The 17,013-nt window shown below is 49.6% G+C and carries 18 protein-coding genes and 1 pseudogene; 14 read left to right on the top strand and 5 right to left on the bottom strand.

Features of this window, described 5'->3' with window-relative positions; genetic code table 11:
• The first annotated feature begins 17 nt into the window (after positions 1–17).
• Positions 18–692 (top strand): RluA family pseudouridine synthase, encoded by a 675-nt coding sequence (locus tag BLW68_RS04590; RefSeq protein ID WP_092790730.1) that lies wholly within the window; start codon positions 18–20, stop codon positions 690–692.
• A 102-nt stretch (positions 693–794) separates the two neighbouring features.
• Positions 795–2,420 (top strand): L-lactate permease, encoded by a 1,626-nt coding sequence (locus tag BLW68_RS04585; RefSeq protein WP_092790728.1) that lies wholly within the window; start codon positions 795–797, stop codon positions 2,418–2,420.
• Here BLW68_RS04585 and rrtA read toward each other — a convergent pair.
• Positions 2,406–2,936 carry a rhombosortase gene (gene rrtA / locus BLW68_RS04580; protein WP_092790726.1) on the bottom strand — a complete coding sequence of 177 codons (531 nt, stop codon included), beginning with the start codon at positions 2,934–2,936 and terminating at the stop codon, positions 2,406–2,408. The genes BLW68_RS04585 and rrtA overlap by 15 nt on opposite strands.
• 281 nt (positions 2,937–3,217) lie before the next feature.
• Between rrtA and ggt the strand changes: the two genes are divergently transcribed.
• Together ggt and BLW68_RS04570 are read left to right on the top strand one after the other, a co-directional pair.
• Positions 3,218–4,966 carry a gamma-glutamyltransferase gene (gene ggt / locus BLW68_RS04575; RefSeq protein ID WP_092790724.1) on the top strand — a complete coding sequence of 583 codons (1,749 nt, stop codon included), beginning with the start codon at positions 3,218–3,220 and terminating at the stop codon, positions 4,964–4,966.
• Between the two features lie 10 nt (positions 4,967–4,976).
• Entirely contained in the window at positions 4,977–5,717 is a 741-nt protein-coding gene (locus BLW68_RS04570) for an enoyl-CoA hydratase (RefSeq protein ID WP_092791451.1), read from the top strand.
• 32 nt (positions 5,718–5,749) lie between these two features.
• On the opposite strand, the gene BLW68_RS04565 is transcribed toward BLW68_RS04570, so the two are convergent.
• A complete protein-coding gene (locus tag BLW68_RS04565) occupies positions 5,750–6,193 on the bottom strand; it encodes a hypothetical protein (protein ID WP_092790722.1) in 444 nt (147 codons plus the stop codon).
• A 104-nt stretch (positions 6,194–6,297) separates the two neighbouring features.
• The gene (cysK, locus tag BLW68_RS04560) at positions 6,298–7,272 is read right to left on the bottom strand and encodes a cysteine synthase A (RefSeq protein WP_092790720.1); all 975 of its coding nucleotides are present in this window, start codon (positions 7,270–7,272) and stop codon (positions 6,298–6,300) included.
• Positions 7,273–7,422: 150 nt separating this feature from the next.
• Here cysK and BLW68_RS04555 point away from each other — a divergent pair, with 150 nt between their 5' ends.
• From BLW68_RS04555 to BLW68_RS04530, 6 genes are all read left to right on the top strand, one after another.
• Positions 7,423–8,268: an AAA family ATPase gene (locus tag BLW68_RS04555; RefSeq protein ID WP_092790718.1), complete on the top strand. Its 846-nt coding sequence runs from the start codon at positions 7,423–7,425 to the stop codon at positions 8,266–8,268.
• Between the two features lie 173 nt (positions 8,269–8,441).
• Entirely contained in the window at positions 8,442–9,611 is a 1,170-nt protein-coding gene (locus BLW68_RS04550) for a vWA domain-containing protein (RefSeq protein WP_092790716.1), read from the top strand.
• A gap of 80 nt (positions 9,612–9,691) precedes the next feature.
• Entirely contained in the window at positions 9,692–10,576 is an 885-nt protein-coding gene (locus BLW68_RS04545; RefSeq protein WP_092790714.1) for a bile acid:sodium symporter family protein, read from the top strand.
• Between the two features lie 72 nt (positions 10,577–10,648).
• Positions 10,649–11,884: an EAL and HDOD domain-containing protein gene (locus tag BLW68_RS04540; RefSeq protein ID WP_092790712.1), complete on the top strand. Its 1,236-nt coding sequence runs from the start codon at positions 10,649–10,651 to the stop codon at positions 11,882–11,884.
• Between the two features lie 203 nt (positions 11,885–12,087).
• A complete protein-coding gene (locus tag BLW68_RS04535) occupies positions 12,088–13,017 on the top strand; it encodes a CHAP domain-containing protein (protein ID WP_218141301.1) in 930 nt (309 codons plus the stop codon).
• A 38-nt stretch (positions 13,018–13,055) separates the two neighbouring features.
• On the top strand, positions 13,056–13,751 hold the full coding sequence (locus tag BLW68_RS04530) for a DUF3592 domain-containing protein (RefSeq protein WP_092790709.1): 696 nt from the start codon (positions 13,056–13,058) through the stop codon (positions 13,749–13,751).
• A 16-nt stretch (positions 13,752–13,767) separates the two neighbouring features.
• Here BLW68_RS04530 and BLW68_RS04525 read toward each other — a convergent pair whose 3' ends face one another.
• Entirely contained in the window at positions 13,768–14,439 is a 672-nt protein-coding gene (locus BLW68_RS04525) for a class I SAM-dependent methyltransferase (RefSeq protein WP_092790706.1), read from the bottom strand.
• A 324-nt stretch (positions 14,440–14,763) separates the two neighbouring features.
• Between BLW68_RS04525 and BLW68_RS04520 the strand changes: the two genes are divergently transcribed.
• The 4 genes and pseudogenes from BLW68_RS04520 to BLW68_RS21665 all read left to right on the top strand — a co-directional run.
• Positions 14,764–15,144, top strand: coding sequence for an alpha/beta hydrolase (locus tag BLW68_RS04520; RefSeq protein WP_143039920.1), 381 nt, complete (start codon positions 14,764–14,766; stop codon positions 15,142–15,144).
• 9 nt (positions 15,145–15,153) lie between these two features.
• A complete protein-coding gene (locus BLW68_RS04515; protein ID WP_092790701.1) occupies positions 15,154–15,507 on the top strand; it encodes a VOC family protein in 354 nt (117 codons plus the stop codon).
• A gap of 57 nt (positions 15,508–15,564) precedes the next feature.
• The gene (locus tag BLW68_RS04510; RefSeq protein WP_092790699.1) at positions 15,565–16,146 is read left to right on the top strand and encodes a GNAT family N-acetyltransferase; all 582 of its coding nucleotides are present in this window, start codon (positions 15,565–15,567) and stop codon (positions 16,144–16,146) included.
• Positions 16,147–16,164: 18 nt separating this feature from the next.
• Positions 16,165–16,599 (top strand): annotated as a pseudogene (locus BLW68_RS21665) (GNAT family N-acetyltransferase); the annotation flags it as partial.
• Positions 16,600–16,699: 100 nt separating this feature from the next.
• On the opposite strand, the gene BLW68_RS04500 reads toward BLW68_RS21665, so the two are convergent.
• Positions 16,700–17,013, bottom strand: a 314-nt coding sequence (locus BLW68_RS04500) for a transposase (protein WP_143039919.1), incomplete at its 5' end; no start/stop codon positions are given.

The raw sequence follows: 17,013 nt of genomic DNA, 5'->3' as shown, positions 1-17,013 counted from the left end.
AAACTACGGAGAACCCCATGAGCAACAGCACTGACGATCTGGCAATATTGCCTGCAACCAGCGAGCCATACCAGATAGTATACGAAGACGACGTGCTGCTGGTGGTGAATAAACCCGCCCAGCTACTGACTGTGCCGGGGCGGCATCCGCAAAATCAGGATTGTTTAATCCGCCGCGTACAGCGCGAGTTTCCTTTTGCCGAGGTGGTGCACCGGCTGGATTACGATACCTCAGGGCTGGTGATTCTGCCGCTGACTAAAAGAGTATTGTCAGATATCAGTAAGCAGTTTCAGGCCCGTACCGTGCAAAAACATTATGTTGCCGTGGTGGAAGGCAAGCTGGCCAAAGCCAAAGGGGTGATTGATTTAGCCATAGCCGCCGATGAGCAACGCCGGCCACTGTATAAAATATGCCCACAACAGGGTAAGCCATCACAGACCCGCTATCAGCTGTTAAGTTATAACGCTGGCACCAATCAAAGCCGGGTGAAACTGGAGCCGGTTACTGGCCGGTCGCATCAACTGCGGGTGCACATGCTGGCGCTGGGCCATGCCATGCTGGGCGACACCTTGTATGCGCCACAAGCTATTGCCGCAAAAAGCCCACGTTTAATGCTGCATGCTGAATATATCCGCTTTGTGCACCCGCTTAGCGCTCAGGTGATGGAGTTTAATGCCGGCGCACCGTTTTAATACTTTTTACTATGTTAGCTGGCCGGTTTTTTTATGCTGGATCAAACTGCGCTAAACTGCTATCTGTAAACTGCAACAGCCGATAAAGCCAGCGGAGCGGGCATGACCAGTTTACAACTTCTTACTGCCTTAATGCCGTTACTCAGTGTATTTGTGCTACTGGTGTTACTGCGTTTACCGGCACGCCAGGCCATGCCGCTTAGCTTGTTGTGCTCAGTGCTGCTGGCGTGGCTGGTCTGGCAAATGCCTATACAGCAAATGGCCGCAGCGCTGGCCGAAGGGCTGGTTATTGCACTTACCATTGTCTGGATTGTGTTTGGCGCTATCTTACTGCTAAAAGTGCTACAGCAAACCGGTGCTATTGATGTTATTAAACAAGGTTTTAGCCAGGTAAGCACAGACAAAAGAGTACAGCTGATTATCATCGCCTGGCTGTTTGGCAGCTTTTTGGAAGGGGCAGCTGGTTTTGGCACACCTGCAGCCATCGCCGCGCCTTTACTGGTTGCTTTAGGCTTTAGCCCGATGGCAGCGGTGGTGCTGGCGCTCATTGCCGACTCCTGCGCGGTATCCTTTGGCGCTGTGGGCACGCCTGTATTAGTAGGGTTGGCACAGGGCGTACCTGAGCTTAGCAGCAGCGATCTGCAGCAAATAGCCCTGCGTGCTATCAGTATTGATATTATGGTGGCCTCCATGCTGCCGGTTATTATGTCGGTGCTGTATTGCCGCTTTTTTGCCAGCAAACCCAGCTGGCAAGCCGGTTTTGCTATAGCACCTTTTGCATTGTTAAGTGGTTTGGCGTTTACCGTGCCAGCCTATATGGTTGCTTTATTGCTGGGGCCGGAGTTTCCGTCTGTGCTGGGTGCGCTTACCGGCCTGCTGATAGTATGCAGCCTGGCAAAGCGGGGTATTTTATTGCCGGCGGCTTTTGAGCCGGTTACCGCAGCTGCAGGGCACAACAGTTTGCAGCAGAACTTAGCGCATCAGAGCGTAGCGCAGCAAAATAAGCCTGCGCAATTTGGTTTGCTTTGCGCCTGGTTACCCTATCTTATCGTGGCATTATTGCTGGTGTTAAGCCGCATACCTGAGCTGCCTTTTAAGGCCTTGCTGCAAAGTGTCAGTATTGTCTGGGCCGATATTTTTGGCTCGGCTATTTCAGTTAGTGTTATGCCGCTGTATTTGCCCGGTTCTTTGTTTGTGCTGACAGCACTGCTGGCGTTGTTTATTCAGCGCGGCAGCGTAAAGCATTTGCGTGTGGCATTGCACCAGAGTAGCAGCATGTTGTGGCCGTCTTTAGTGGCATTGTGCGCGGCGGTGCCGATGGTGCGTATTTTTCTGCAATCCGGTGTTAACAACGCCGGGCTTGAGGCTATGCCTATGGCACTGGCAGAGCTGGCAGCCACCCGGTTAAGTGATATCTGGCTGTTAGTGGCGCCGTTAGTGGGCGCTTTAGGCTCTTTTATCGCCGGTTCTGCCACCTTTTCTAATTTAATGTTTGCCAGTTTTCAGCAGGCAATGGCTGAAGATGCCGGCCTTAGCAACCAACTGGTGCTGGCCCTGCAAATGCTGGGTGCTAACGCCGGTAATATGATTTGTGTAGTGAACGTGGTCGCTGCGGCCAGTGTGGTAGGGCTTAATGGCCGCGAAGGTGAAATTATCCGTTATACACTGCTGCCTATGTTGTATTACTGTTTAACTGCCAGCCTGGTAGCCTGGTTATTTTTTGCCTGAGCGCTGCCAGACATACAGCAGTAAACCAAGACACAGGCCACTGCATACGCCGTACAGATGTGCATCTGTGGCAACACTGGCATTAATCAGCTCTGCCAGTTCAGCGTCGGGGCCGTGCCATTGTTCCCAGCCGACTTTGCCTATCAGCCCGGCCAATAACAGCCAGCCGGTGCTGAGCTTTAACTGAATATCTTTTAGCGCGCCCAGCGTTAGCATAGCATGCAACAGGCCGGATAAACCGACGTAAATATGGATCTCTGGCGAGTAATAATACAGCGCCAGGCTTATTGTCAGGCCACACAGCAGCCATTGCAGCGTTAACATTTTGCCACGGTAATAGCTGCCATGCAGCAGCATGGCCAGCAGTAAACCAGCCAGATTCATCAGTAAATGCCAGTGGTTGCTGTGCAGCAAATGGCCGCTGAATAAGCGCCAGTACTGGCCATCGCTGATATCTGCCCGGTTGTATTGTAATGCCTGATGCCAGCTGTCAGGCAGCATCGCCAGTAAAACCATCGCGGTTGCCAGTAATAGATAAGCAGTTAAGTGGCTCTTGTGGGGCTGGCTATTAGTGGGCTGGCTATTAGTGGAGAGTAGTGGGCGCAAACCAGTGTCATCAGTAAGTTATCAGGGCGCCTATGCAAAACGATCTGCGCTGTAGCGTCAAGTAAAATTTTCCACTGGCAGCTTTGGCGGTAAACTGATGCTAAAGCCGGTTCAACCGCGCGGGTGGTTATTGATCTTAGCCAGTTATCTGGTTAGGGTGTAGGCACCTTCTTTACAAGATATCTTTTACTATGTTTGCTCGTTCAGCTTTGTATCGTACTGCGTTTATTTTTTGTGCTTTAACGGTGTTTGCAGCTACTGCACAACAGGAAAACCGTGAGCCGGAAGCAGCTACCGGCATTTATCAGCAGCAACTGGTTAGTGGCAAGCAGTATATGGTGTCATCAGCACACCCAATGGCAACTGAAGCCGGCCGCGCTGTGCTGGCAAAAGGCGGCAGTGCAGTGGATGCGGCTATTGCCACCCAACTGATGCTGGGTTTAGTTGAACCGCAAAGCTCAGGCATTGGTGGTGGTGCTTTTATGCTGCACTGGCAAGCCAAACAGCAACAACTTACCACTTTTGATGGCAGGGAAGTTGCGCCTGCAGCAGCCACCGCAGATTTATTCCGCGATGCTAACGGCAAAACCATGGACTGGCGTGAAGCCTATGTTGGTGGAAAATCCGTAGGTGTGCCGGGTGTTGTAGCTATGTTGGCACAGGCGCATCAGCAGCATGGCAAATTGCCATGGGCTGAGTTGTTTACTGACGTGATCGCTGCAGCTGAGCAGGGCTTCCCGGTATCTTCACGTACTGCACGGCAGCTGGAGATGGGCTGGAATAAAGGAGTATCGCAGTTTTATGACTCAAAACAGTATTTTTTTCCCAACAATAAGTCTGTGGCTGAGGGCAGCACCCTGAAGAACCCGGCTTATGCCGCGACGTTAAAAACCATAGCCGCACAGGGGCCAGATGGCTTTTATAAGGGCGAGCTGGCCAAAGCCATCAGCGAGCGGGTACAAACCGCGCCGGTTAACCCCGGTACACTGAGTGTGGCCGATTTAGCCAGTTATAAAGTACAGCAGCCTGAAGCCGTGTGTATACCATACCGGGTGTATAAAGTGTGCGGTATGGCCCCGCCAAGCTCTGGTGGTATAGCCGTGTTGCAGATGCTGGGTATTTTACAGCAGTACGACTTAAACAAGATTGCACCAGACAGTGTGCAGGCCACACATATATTGGCACAGGCAGCAAAACTGGCTTTTGCTGATCGCGACCGCTACCTGGCCGATCCGGCTTTTGTTGCTGTACCGGTAGAGGGCATGCTGGCGCCGGATTATCTGGCCCGCCGTGCAGAGCTGATAGCACCAGACAAAGCCGGAGCCGCCGCAGAGGCTGGCACACCAGAGGGCGCACCGGCGTTGTTATCTGCTAAATCGCCAGAGCTGCCAAATACCAGCCATTTTTCTATTGTCGACAACGACGGTAACGCCGTAAGCATGACCACCAGTATTGAAAATGTGTTTGGCTCAGGCTTAATGGTGGGGGGCTTTTTGCTGAACAACCAGCTGACCGATTTTAGCTTAAGCCCTGAAATTGACGGCCATCTGGTGGCAAACCGGGTAGAAGGTGGCAAGCGGCCACGCTCTTCTATGGCGCCGATGATGGTGTTTGACCAGAATAATAAACTGAAGCTGGTAATCGGCTCGCCCGGTGGCAGCCGTATTATTAACTACGTTGCACAAAGTATAGTGGCTGTATTGGATTGGGAGCTGGATGTGCAGCAGGCACTGAACCTGCCACGTATTACCCACCGTAATGATTATCTGGCGCTGGAAAAAGGCACAGCCCTGGAGAAACAGCAGGGGGTGCTTGAAGATATGGGTTATAAAGTACAGCTGCAGGATTTAAATAGCGGCCTGCATGCGATAATGATTACAGAATCAGGATTACAAGGTGCTGCAGATCCGCGCCGCGAAGGTAGCGTGGCAGGTAAATAAGGCAAAATATATGACTGACATTACCCAACAAACCACACAGGGCGTGCTGCAGCTTAGCCTAAACCGGCCACAAAAAAAGAATGCTCTTAGCCAGCAGATGTATCGTGACCTTAACAGTGCTCTGATGCAGGCAGCAACCGATCCTGCAATCAAGGTTGTGCTGCTGCAGGGCAGCGCCGACTGCTTTAGTGCCGGTAATGACTTGCAGGATTTTCTCGGCGCCGGCGAGTTAAACAGCCAGCACCCGACAGTGCAGTTTTTGTATATTCTGGCGCAGTTTCCTAAACCGGTAGTGGCTGCGGTGGCCGGATTAGCTATTGGTATTGGCACAACGGTTTTGCTGCATTGCGATTTAGTCTACGCCGCTGACAATACCCGTTTTCAGTTGCCGTTTACCCAATTGGGTTTATGCCCGGAAGCGGGCTCCAGCGTGCTATTACCAAATCTGGCAGGGTATCAGCGCGCTGCACAGTATTTATTGCTCGGTGAAGCTTTCAATGCCTCCGAGGCTGCACAAATGGGCCTGGTTAATCAGGTAGTAAGCAGTGCGGAGGTGTGTGCGCTGGCGTTGGAAAAAGCACTGAAGCTGGCGGCGTTACCGGCCGATGCGGTGCAAAGTAGTAAAGCGCTGTTAAAACGTAATGTACAGCCGTTAACGCTGGAAACTATTGCCACAGAGCTGGTGCAGTTTCAGCGCTTACTTAACGGTGATGAATGCCAGCGGCGCATCGCAGCATTTTTTCAGCGCTAAGGAAGGTTTAAACTAAGCTTTGTGGCTTAAACTTAGCGCGCACTGCTGCTGAATTTATCTACCTGCACGGTTTTCACCAGCCAGCGGTTATTGTGTTTAATTACTTCAACCACCCGCAGTTCGTCAACTTGCTTACCGTCGTAGCTGCCGGTAAGCAAAATAGCAATTTTTGCTTCATTTTCATATTGCTCACGCAGGTTACCGCCGCTGCGGTTAACACGCACTTCTACAGTATCAAACGACATATTCATCAGGGTGCGGTTAACCTGGCGCACACTGCCGTAAGATTCCATTAATGCGGCATAATCAGCGGTACTAAGCTGCTTGGCTTGTTCCAGATCTTTTTCGTTATACAGGGCATTAAAAAACTGTGTTGCGATATATTCCGGTGTGCCCCACTGGGCGTTTACCTTGGGCGTGCTTTCGCTGCAGGCAACCAGCAACAGCATAAGTGGCAGTATCCAGCGTAGCTTCATCTATAGCATCCGGTAAAAAAATAAGCATCCAGTGTGGCTTTTTTTTCTGCAACTGTAAAGAAAAGGGCTGCAAAAGCAGCCCTTAATACAGTGCATCATGCTGATTAGGCTTGTAATTCCTGTTCGGTAAACACATTGGCAAATAACGGGCTGGTTAAGTAGCGCTCGGCAGCGCTGGCCAGAATCACGACAATATTTTTGCCGGCATTTTCCGGCTTTGCCGCCAGACGTTGCGCCGCTACCAAAGCTGCGCCAGATGAAATACCGGCCAGAATGCCTTCTTCACGCATTAAGCGCAGTGCGCCGGCAATGGCTTCGTCGCTGGTTACGCGCTCAACTTCATCTACCAGAGTTAAATCCAGGTTACCCGGAATAAAGCCGGCACCAATGCCCTGAATTTTATGCGGGCCAGGTTTTAGCTCTTCACCGGCTTTAGCCTGGGTGATCACCGGTGATTCCGCCGGTTCTACCGCTACGCTTAACAGTGGCAACTTCTTCTCGTTTTTCAGATAGCGGCTGACGCCGGTAATGGTACCGCCGGTGCCAACACCAGCGACAAAAATATCGACTTTGCCATCTAAATCATTAAAAATTTCCGGCCCGGTGGTATCAAAGTGGATTTGTGGGTTAGCCGGGTTTTCAAACTGGCCCAGAATTAAGTATTTATCCGGGTTAGAGGCCTGAATTTCTTTGGCTTTTTCAATGGCGCCTTTCATGCCCTTAGGGCCTTCAGTCAGCACTAAATTGGCACCTAAGGCTTTTAACAGCTTGCGTCGCTCCAGGCTCATGGTAGCAGGCATGGTCAGCGTAAGTTTATAGCCACGGCTGGCCGCCACAAATGCTAAGGCAATACCGGTGTTACCGGAGGTAGGCTCGACAATTTCTTTGTCAGCCGTTAAGGTGCCTTTTTTCTCGGCGTCCCAAATTAATGCAGCGCCTAAGCGGCATTTTACGCTGAAGCTGGGGTTACGCGCTTCAATTTTGGCGTACACGTTAGCGCCGCCTTCAATAGTCCGGTTTAGTTTGACCAGCGGGGTGCGGCCGATAGACAATGAGTTGTCTGCATAGACGTTTGCCATAAAAAAACTCCGTTTACGATAAATTGGTTATAAGAATACGCCAGCGTGGCAAAAATTACAGTAGCTTTTGGCTATAAGATATTACGTTTCACCACAAGCCTGCCAAGTTGTAAAAAGAGCAGGTTTAAACACTAAGCATAGAGGGGACTCATGGCCTTTGTAAGCACCGACAACTATATAGTGTCTGATGAACTGGCATTAGCGGTAAATGCCGCTGTAACGCTGGAAAAACCGCTGCTGATAAAAGGCGAGCCTGGCACAGGTAAAACCCGGCTGGCCGAAGAATTGGCAGCAAGCTTAGGTTCCGAGCTTATTCAGTGGCATATCAAGTCAACCACCAAGGCGCAGCACGGCCTGTACGAATACGATGCGGTGTCCCGCTTGAGAGACAGCCAGCTTGGCAGTGAAAAGGTACAGGATATCAACAATTATATCCGCCCCGGTAAGCTATGGCAGGCCTTTACCGCTGCTAAGCGCCCGGTGCTGCTGATTGATGAAATAGACAAAGCCGATATTGAATTTCCCAATGATTTACTGCACGAGCTGGATCGGATGGCGTTTTACGTACACGAAACCGGGGAGCAAATAAGCGCCGTTCAGCGGCCTATTGTGATCATCACCTCAAATAACGAAAAAGAGCTGCCGGATGCCTTTTTGCGCCGCTGTTTTTTCCACTATATCCGTTTTCCGGATGCCGATACCTTGCGCGCTATTGTTGCTGTGCATTACCCGCATATCCAGCAGCAACTGCTAAGTGTGGCGCTGGAGGCCTTTTTTGAGCTGCGTGAATTACCGGGTTTAAAGAAAAAGCCGTCCACATCAGAGCTGCTCGACTGGCTAAAGTTATTGCTGGCCGAAGATATTCCGCCAGAAGTATTAATCGACAAACAGCACAAGGGCGGTTTAATGCCGATGTTTGGTGCCTTGCTGAAAAACGAGCAGGATCTTAGCCTGGTAGAAAAGCTGGCGTTTTTGGCTAAACGCCAAGGGCGCTAAAGAATGTCGAAAGCATGTGCTTTGTTCGCCGGGGGCGACTGCAATACTCCTTTTGGCTCGTCGCAGCAACTCGCTGCGGCTGGCGCCTGCGCTCAGACACTCTGCGCCGACCAAAACGAGTTTCCAGTCTCACCCTGCAGCACGAGTAAGCCCAATTTATATGAGCAAGCAGTATGCTAATTGATTTCTTTTTTACGCTACGCAAATACGGCTTAAAAACCAGCATTACCGAACTGCTGGATTTACTTAATGCACTTAAACAGCAGGTAATCTTCGCTGACACTGAGGCTTTTTATCAGCTGTCGCGGCTGTGTCTGGTAAAAGATGAAACCCAATACGATAAATTCGACCGTGCCTTTGCTGAATACTTTGAAGGTGTAGCCGAAATAGATATCGCCGCCAGCATACCGCCGGAGTGGCTGGTACCGGAAGTGCTGCGTAAGCTTACTGACGAGGATAAAGCCAAACTGCAGGCTCTGGGCTGCCTGGATAAACTGCTTGAAACCCTGCGTGAGCGCTTAGCCGAGCAGCAAAAAAAGCATAGCGGTGGCAATAAATGGATAGGCACCGGCGGTACCTCTCCTTTTGGTGCTTATGGTTATAACCCCGAAGGCGTGCGCATAGGCCAGCAGGGCAGTGGTGCGCGCCGCGCGGTAAAGGTGTGGGATAAACGCGAGTTTAAAGATTTAGACACCGACGTTGAGCTAAATAACCGCAGTATTAAACTGGCACTGAAACAGCTGCGTAAATTTGCCCGCAGCGGCACAGAAACTGAGCTGGATTTACACGGCACTATTCAGGCTACGTCTGAGCAGGCCGGTTGGCTGGATTTACGCTTTATGCGTGAGCGGCACAATGCCATTAAACTGCTGGTGTTTTTTGATGTGGGTGGCTCAATGGACGACCATATAGAACAATGCCAGAGACTGTTTGCCGCTGTTAAAAGCGAATTTAAACATCTGGAGTTTTTCTATTTTCATAACTGCGTGTACGAAGGTGTGTGGCGCGATAATAAACGCCGTTACACTGAGCAAATTAAAACCGACGATATTATTCACACCTACGGCAGCGACTATAAACTGATCTTTGTCGGTGATGCCACTATGGGCCCTTACGAAATTGACTACCCTGGCGGCAGTGTTGAGCACTATAACGAACTGCCCGGCAAGGTATGGTTGCAGCGTTTATTAACGCAATATCCCAAAGCGATATGGCTAAACCCGCAGCCACAGCAGTGGTGGGGGCACTATTATTCTATTGGCATGATTGAGCAGCTAATGCAAAAGCGCATGTATGCCCTGACACTGGATGGCTTAGGCGCGGCAATAAAACAGTTATTGTAACCACAGCGCACTTCATTGCGGCAACCGGCAGCTTGCTGTAGTTTGTACACTAAGCAGAAAAATAACGATATGGCCTCAGTATGTTTGAAACCCTGACCCAGATTGGTTTACCCATAGCGCTGATCCTGATTATGGCCGGTGTTGGCCTAAGTTTAACGCCGGCAGATTTTCAGCGGGTTTTCCGCCAGCCGCGTGGTTTTTTACTGGGTGCCTTTGCCCAAGTGCTGTTGCTGCCGCTGGCTGCGGTGGCGATTATTGCGCTGTTTAAGCTCGAAGGCGAGTTAGCAATAGGCTTATTTATTCTGGCGTTATGCCCCGGTGGCACCACGTCGAACTTGTACAGCTATTTATGTAAAGCCGATGTGGGCTTGTCGGTGTCGTTGACGGCTGTGATTGGTTTTATTACTCCTATTACTATTCCGTTGCTGGGCGCCTGGGCGATAGGTTATTACAGTGACGCCGAATCAATGCTGAGCCTGCCGGTGCTCAGCACCTGGTTTAAGCTGATGATCATTACCGTATTTCCGGTGTTGCTTGGTATGGCGCTACGGGCGAAATGGCCAGCATTCGCCCGCCGGGCTGAGCCGCTAATCAGCAAGTTTTCGGTGGTGGTGCTGGCGCTGCTTATTGTATCTATTGCACTGGATTTAGGGGATGCGCTTTGGGTTTATCTGGCTAAAGCCGGCCCGGCGGCGTTAACACTGAACCTGCTGACAATGCTGCTGGGATATCTGTTGGGTAATTACCTGCTACACAGTGAGGCACAGGCACGCACAGTTTGCCTGGAGGTAGGTTTGCAAAACGGCACTCTGGCGCTATTGGTCACCACCGGCATTTTGCAAAACCAGCCTATGTCGGTGGCACCCAGTGTGTACAGCTTACTGATGTTTGTCAGTGCCACCTTGTTTACCTTGCTGGTACTGCGTAAAGACCAACGTATTGCCCCGGCGATAAAAAACAGATGAACTAGACAGCTTGCGGTACTGGCTTTATATTGGCCGTTACCAACTGTAACTGTTTAGCTGTAAGGACAGTACGTGAGCATACCAAGCCAAAATATTAGTTGTGCCAAAGATTTACAAAGCCTGTTTGCAGCCCAGCCTATTTTTGATCGCAATAAACAACGCTACGCCGTAGAGCTGCTGTATCGCAGCGACACCGGTGTTACCGCGCTTGAATTGGGTGATGTAAAAGCCACCACTGAACTGCTGTATAACCTGTGCGGCGGTATAACCGAACAAATTGAGCAGTACCGTGCGCCGGTATTTATTAATGTGTGTGCCCGGTTTTTACTGTCGCGCAGCTTTCTGCCGCTTGAGCCGTCACAAGTGGTGATAGAACTGATTGAACGCATTGAACCTACGCCGGAATTTGTTGCCGCTGTTGCCAGTTTTAAACAGCAGGGCTTTCGTTTTGCCCTGGACGATTTTGAGTTCAATGATACCTGGCAGCCATTGCTGGAGCTGGCCGATATTATCAAAATAGATGTGCTTAACAGCAGCCTGGCCGAAGTGGAGCGCTATAAAGCGCAGTACAGCAGGCCAGGGCTGATTTGGCTGGCTGAAAAGGTTGAAACCGAGCAACAGTTTATTGCTTTTAAAGCGCTGGGCTGTGAGTTATTTCAGGGCTATTTTTTAGCTAAACCGTTACTGATTGCCGGCAAAAAAATTGAACCCAGTGTGCTGCGGCTGGCTGAAATTATCGGTTGCCTGTTTGCCGACGAGCCTGACATTAACCAACTGGTTTTATTGTTGCAGGACGAACCGGCAATAGTAATGGGCATGCTGAAAATTGTTAACAGCCCGCTGTACCGTAAAACCCGCGAAGTGAGCTCGGTAAAAGAAATGATTACCCGGCTTGGGCTGGAGTTGGCCCGCAAATGGGTGCTGATGTATGCCGTACTTAACAATACCGCACCAACTGCGGCGATCACGGTATTAACCCGCGCTTACACCGCGCAGCGTATTGCCAAACTATGGCAGCTTAGCAACGAGCAGTGCCATCAGTATTTTCTGGCGGCGTTAATTTCGGGCTCGGACATGTTGTTTGGTGTCGAGTCAGAGCGCTTTTTACAGCATTTAAATATTAACCCGGATATCAAACAGGCAATCAGCTGTAACAGCGGCCAGATGGCAGAGGCATTAGCCATAGTGTGCAATATCGAGCGGGGTTACGCGTTAAAATTAGCCGCCAGCGCGGCCGAGTTGCCTTATATCAGCTGCTACAACCAGGAACTGGCCGACGTACAAAAACGGCTGGCGCCGGTGTTGTAACCGGGTAATGCAAGTTACATAAGTTTATCCAACATAAATACTTGATTTACATTCCTCTGACAGAATAAACTCTCGCTCCCTCGCAGGGGGCTAACCACCAGTTGGTAGCAGCGCGAATTCAAGCCGTCACTCAGTGCACTATGTATAGATTGGCCGTTATTGGCAAAGTTATGTAGGGTATCAACCAAAGATGAGATGTAGTTGTGAATAAAAAAATCATGTGGCTGGCTGCTGTATTGGTAGTGGCCGCAGCAGTGCTGGGTGCCTATCAGGTTGTTACCCGCATGCCACTGGGTAGCAATGTTTCGCCGGGTACGCAGATTGATGAATTAAACGGCGTGGCTATTTACTACAACGGCGGGGTAAATCAATCGCATGGCAGAAATTTAACCGCTTCCGGTTACAACCTTGGTATCAGGTACCAGTGTATTGAGTTTGTAAAACGCTATTACTATGAAAGGTTTGGCCATCAGATGCCGGACTCTTACGGACACGCCAAAACATTTTTTGACCATACCCTGCCTGATGGCGCCTTAAATGAACAACGCGCTTTACTGCAATACCATAACGGCAGCAATACCATGCCAGCGCCGGACGACATTATTGTTTATGCTCCGTCGCTGTTTAATCCCTATGGCCATGTGGCTATTGTAGCCCAGGTAAATCCGTATGCTGTTGTTATAGCACAGCAAAATGCCGGGCCGGTGTATTCGTCTCGCGAGGCCATACCCCTTTCCCGGCAAGATAACGGCTACCGGCTTGGTAGCGGCCGCGTACTGGGCTGGTTGCGCTTGCCGCATCAGCTTAACCAGGCGCTGCGACTTAGCCCGGTAGCTGGCAGCTTTAACCCGGATGCCAACTTTGTTTACCGTGATATGGTCGGCGGCCCTTATTTTGATGAATGGTATCTGGATGGTGATTTGGTTGGCAGAACTAACCTCATATTGGAACGGGAGGGTAAATCTGGCAGTTTAGCCATGCCCGTCGCAATAACCTGTGAATCACGTACGTTAGCTGTGACCGGTGACGGGCTGGTGTTTGGCCATATGGCGATATCTGCAGCAGAAGCACAGAACTATCTTACTGCTGATATTGCGGCTGCCGTTATTGATAATGCCTGCGTAAACCACTAACTGCGGCTGTTACTACAAAGTACCTATTGGGATCAAACATGAAAGCCATTGCAATCGTTAAATATTTATTCACCTTGGTTGGCGTCGCTATGCTGGCGGGGGCCTTTTTTGTCTACAACAGCACCAGTTCATTTTTAAAAGAGGCCGCAACGGCAGAGGGCATAGTGGTTGAGCTGTTAGTATCACGCACGAGTGATTCCATTAGTTACCGGCCTTTAGTTGAGTTTACTGCCCAAAACGGCCAGGTCATTGAATTTGCACCAACTGCCGGCAGTAATCCGGCACGGTATGCCCAAGGCGAGCAGGTAGAAGTGCTGTACCAGGTCGCGCGACCATCAGATGCCAAAATTAATGACTTCTTTTCGCTGTGGGGCGTTGCGCTTATTCTAGCAGGTATGGGCGCGGTATTTTTTCTGGTAGGCGCCGGCATTATTGTGTTTATCGCGTTAAAAGGCCGGCAGGATGACATGCTAAAAACCAGTGGCGTGGCAATAGAAACCCAGTACCAGAGCGTTGAGCAGAATACGGCGTTATCCGTTAATGGCAAACACCCGTTTCGGGTGTTAACGCAATGGCAAAACCCGGCCACGTCTGATATTCATATCTTTAAAAGTAATAATCTGTGGTTTGACCCGTCCGCTTATATTAAACAGGACACGATCAGAGTATTTATCGCCCGGGGCAACCCAGCAAAATACTACGTCGATTTATCGTTTCTGCCCAAGCTGAAATAGCGGAATATATACATTGTCAGGCATAGGCCACCCATCCTCTGAACCCTAAGCCAACATAGAAGGTGCTGATGTGTGAAAAACCTGCTTTTTGCATCAGCGCTTCATCTTGCTCCGGTGAAAGAATCGGCAGTTGCTGGCCAATTGCCGCTACCGAAGCTTTTGCTTGTTTAGCAGCAATGCCGGATAAAATAGCAAATTCAGCGCATCGGGACAGCCATAAATCACGTTCTGCACCGGTTTGAGAAATACTGTAGTGCACGGCAACAAGTGCGCCGCCGGGCTTTAAACGCGCATGAATCTCACAGAGTGTTCTGTAGCGTTCAGCTTCGTTGGTAAAGTGCAGTGTTAATAAACAAGACGCTGCATCAAACGGCCCCATAGGCGCGGCATCAATAAAGCCGTGGTGTAGCTGCACGCGTGACATCAGCGAGCCCAAATTTGTTGTTGCCATAGCCAGCATTTCTGCTGAAGGGTCAATGCCATCAAATGTCCAGTTGGGAAATAACCGGGCGAAGACATTAAGTTCCATACCGCCGCCGGCCCCAACAACTAAGACTCGGCCGTTAGCGGGCGTGCGTTCGGCCAGCAGTAATGCTGCCATACGATGTATGTCATGCAGTCCGGGAACGCGCCGGAGTGTGTTTTCTGCATAGCCGGCAATGGCCTTAGGGTCTGAAAAAGATGACATGCTGTAACTCCTGGCTCCCTTAAGGGGCTGATAATAGTTTTCTAAATGACTGTTCAAACAGAAGATGCGATGAGAATATGAGGCAAATCTATTTCTCAAACAGCTTAACGTAACAAATATAGTTACATAAAAATTTGACTGCTGCAATGCATGTAACTTTAAAGGTTTCTTGATGGGTGGGAATAGGGCTACTGCTATGCTGTTGGGGAGAAGAATATTCATCAAGGGCAGAGCAGAATCTGAGAAGGGGAGAATATGCAACCAAACAACTGGTGCAACAATGGGTGGTAAAACCGCTGTTGCTGCGTTAAAAGGCCGTAAAAATTGAAGTTAGTGCTATTACCCGGAATGGATGGAACCGTAATGCTGTTTGGCCCGCTGCTGGCGAATACTCAAGGCATGGAGGTAGTGGTTTTACCGTTACCAAACGAGGGCGCGCAAGATTATAAATCTCTGTCACAGTACATATTAAAACGTCTTCCGCACGAAGACTTTATTCTCGTTGCAGAGTCATTCTCCGGTGGTATTGCCGCACAGCTATCACAGCAGATAGTGCCGCATTTAAAAGGTATAATCTTCGTTGCTTCATTCTTATCAGCACCGAAAAAGCTGATGGCGCACTTTGCGTCGTTGTTACCAATACGCCATTTAACCCATCTGCCGTTTTCCGGCAGCGTTATAACGCATTTTAATTTCAACCTTTGAGGGGATTTCATGAAGGGCCCGGCAAAACATGGTGCTTTAGTTTATTCAAACGACATAAAAAATCTGGCCAAGTTTTACAAAGAGCTTTTTGCTATGGAAGTGATCAGGGAGACAACTGAGCTGATTAGTCTTGTTAAAGATGGCTTTAACATTGTTATTCATACGCCACCGGCAACAATACCGCAGCCAGATTTTAATAGCGTAAAATTGTTTTTAACCGTTGATAATATTGAAGAAGCAAAGCTAAAAGCAAAAGAGCTGGGTGGCCGGTCATTTGAAGGTTTATGGTCTAATCCGCTATTTACCGTGTGCAATATCGCAGACTCAGATGGCAACCATATTCAACTACGTCAGTTTAGATAACTGCGCGGCTTGGTATCGTCAAAAATTAATACTTAAAAATTGTCGGGTTAAAATACTATGTGGATTAAGCAACAAGAACTGGTTGGCCGTTTTGTTACGCTGGAGCCTTTGGCAGAGAGCCATATTGAGCCGTTACAAAAGGCTGTTGCCGATGGTGAGCCCCGGAAACTATGGTTTGCTCATGTACCTGCAGTAAATCAGATGGCAGATTACGTTGCTGAGGCCATCGCTGCTGCAACTCATGGCGATGTACCTTATGCGGTAAGATCAACAGCAACAGGTGAAATTGTAGGAACAACCCGCTATTACAATGTTGATGCACCAAACAGAAGAGCGCTGATTGGTTATACCTGGTACGCTGATTGTGCTAAAAGAACGCCGGTTAATACCGAATGCAAACTGCTATTGTTGGCGCATTTATTTGAACAACTTAACGCGATTGCCGCAGAGTTTCGCACCCATTATTTTAATCGGGCTTCACGTGCTGCCATCGAGCGGCTTGGCGCTAAGCAAGATGGTATTTTACGCAACCATCAGATAATGGAAAATGGCTCCTACCGTGATACGGTGGTTTACTCCATTATTGCCAGTGAATGGCTGGCAGTAAAAGCGAATCTGATAAGTAAATTGGACCGATAGATTTAAGCATTAACACTTATGGGTGCATCTTTGATAAACATCGAAACAAACCGCTTAATCCTCAGCCCGCTGCAACAACAGCACTGGCCGTTGTTTTTGCGCTTGCATACTGATCCGCAAATAGTAGCGCTGTGTTTTGATGTGCCGCCGCAAGATATAATAAGGCAGAAGTTTGCTGAGCGGCTTCAGCCCTGGACTGCGCAAAGCAGCAATTGGCTTGGGCTGGTGGTGGCCGATAAAACCAGTGGCGCAGAGCAGGGTGTTACCGGCTTTGTGCTAAAAGACGGCGTTGCCGAAGTGGGTTATCTGTTTTTGCCTGAATTCTATGGCAAAGGTTATGCAGCGGAATCCCTGCAAGGCCTAATTGATTGGGCTAGCGCAACGCAGCAGGTAAACCGTTACCAGGCAGTGGTGACAGCAGGCAATAGCGCATCAGAAAAGGTATTAACTAAATGCGGCTTTGTGCTTAAGCGCATTGCACCCAATGCACATAATATCGGCGGCAAGTATTTTGCTGACCATAGAGGGTGTTCAATATTCTGTGTCAGCTTGGTCACAGGTCGATATGAGCGTCTAAGCGCCCCTCGAAGTGTATCGACAGCTGTGACAGCGTCAGATTCCAGTTTTGCACCGGGTGTGTCCAACGCTCAGATGCCTGCAAGATACCGGCATAAAGCAGCTTAAGCAAACTGTTTTCATTGGCGAATCCGCCCTTGGTTTTGGTCAGTTTACGGAACTGGCGATGCACGGCTTCCACGGCATTGGTGGTGTAGATAGCCGTTCTGACGTAGTCAGGGTATTTAAAATAGGCTGATAGCGTTTGCCATTTGTTGCGCCAGGATTTAATCACCACCGGGTACTTCTCAC

This window comes from Rheinheimera pacifica (assembly GCF_900108485.1).
Classification (GTDB): domain Bacteria; phylum Pseudomonadota; class Gammaproteobacteria; order Enterobacterales; family Alteromonadaceae; genus Alishewanella; species Alishewanella pacifica.
Note: the sequence above shows the minus strand (reverse complement) of the source record. Positions and strands in the feature narration are given on the sequence as shown.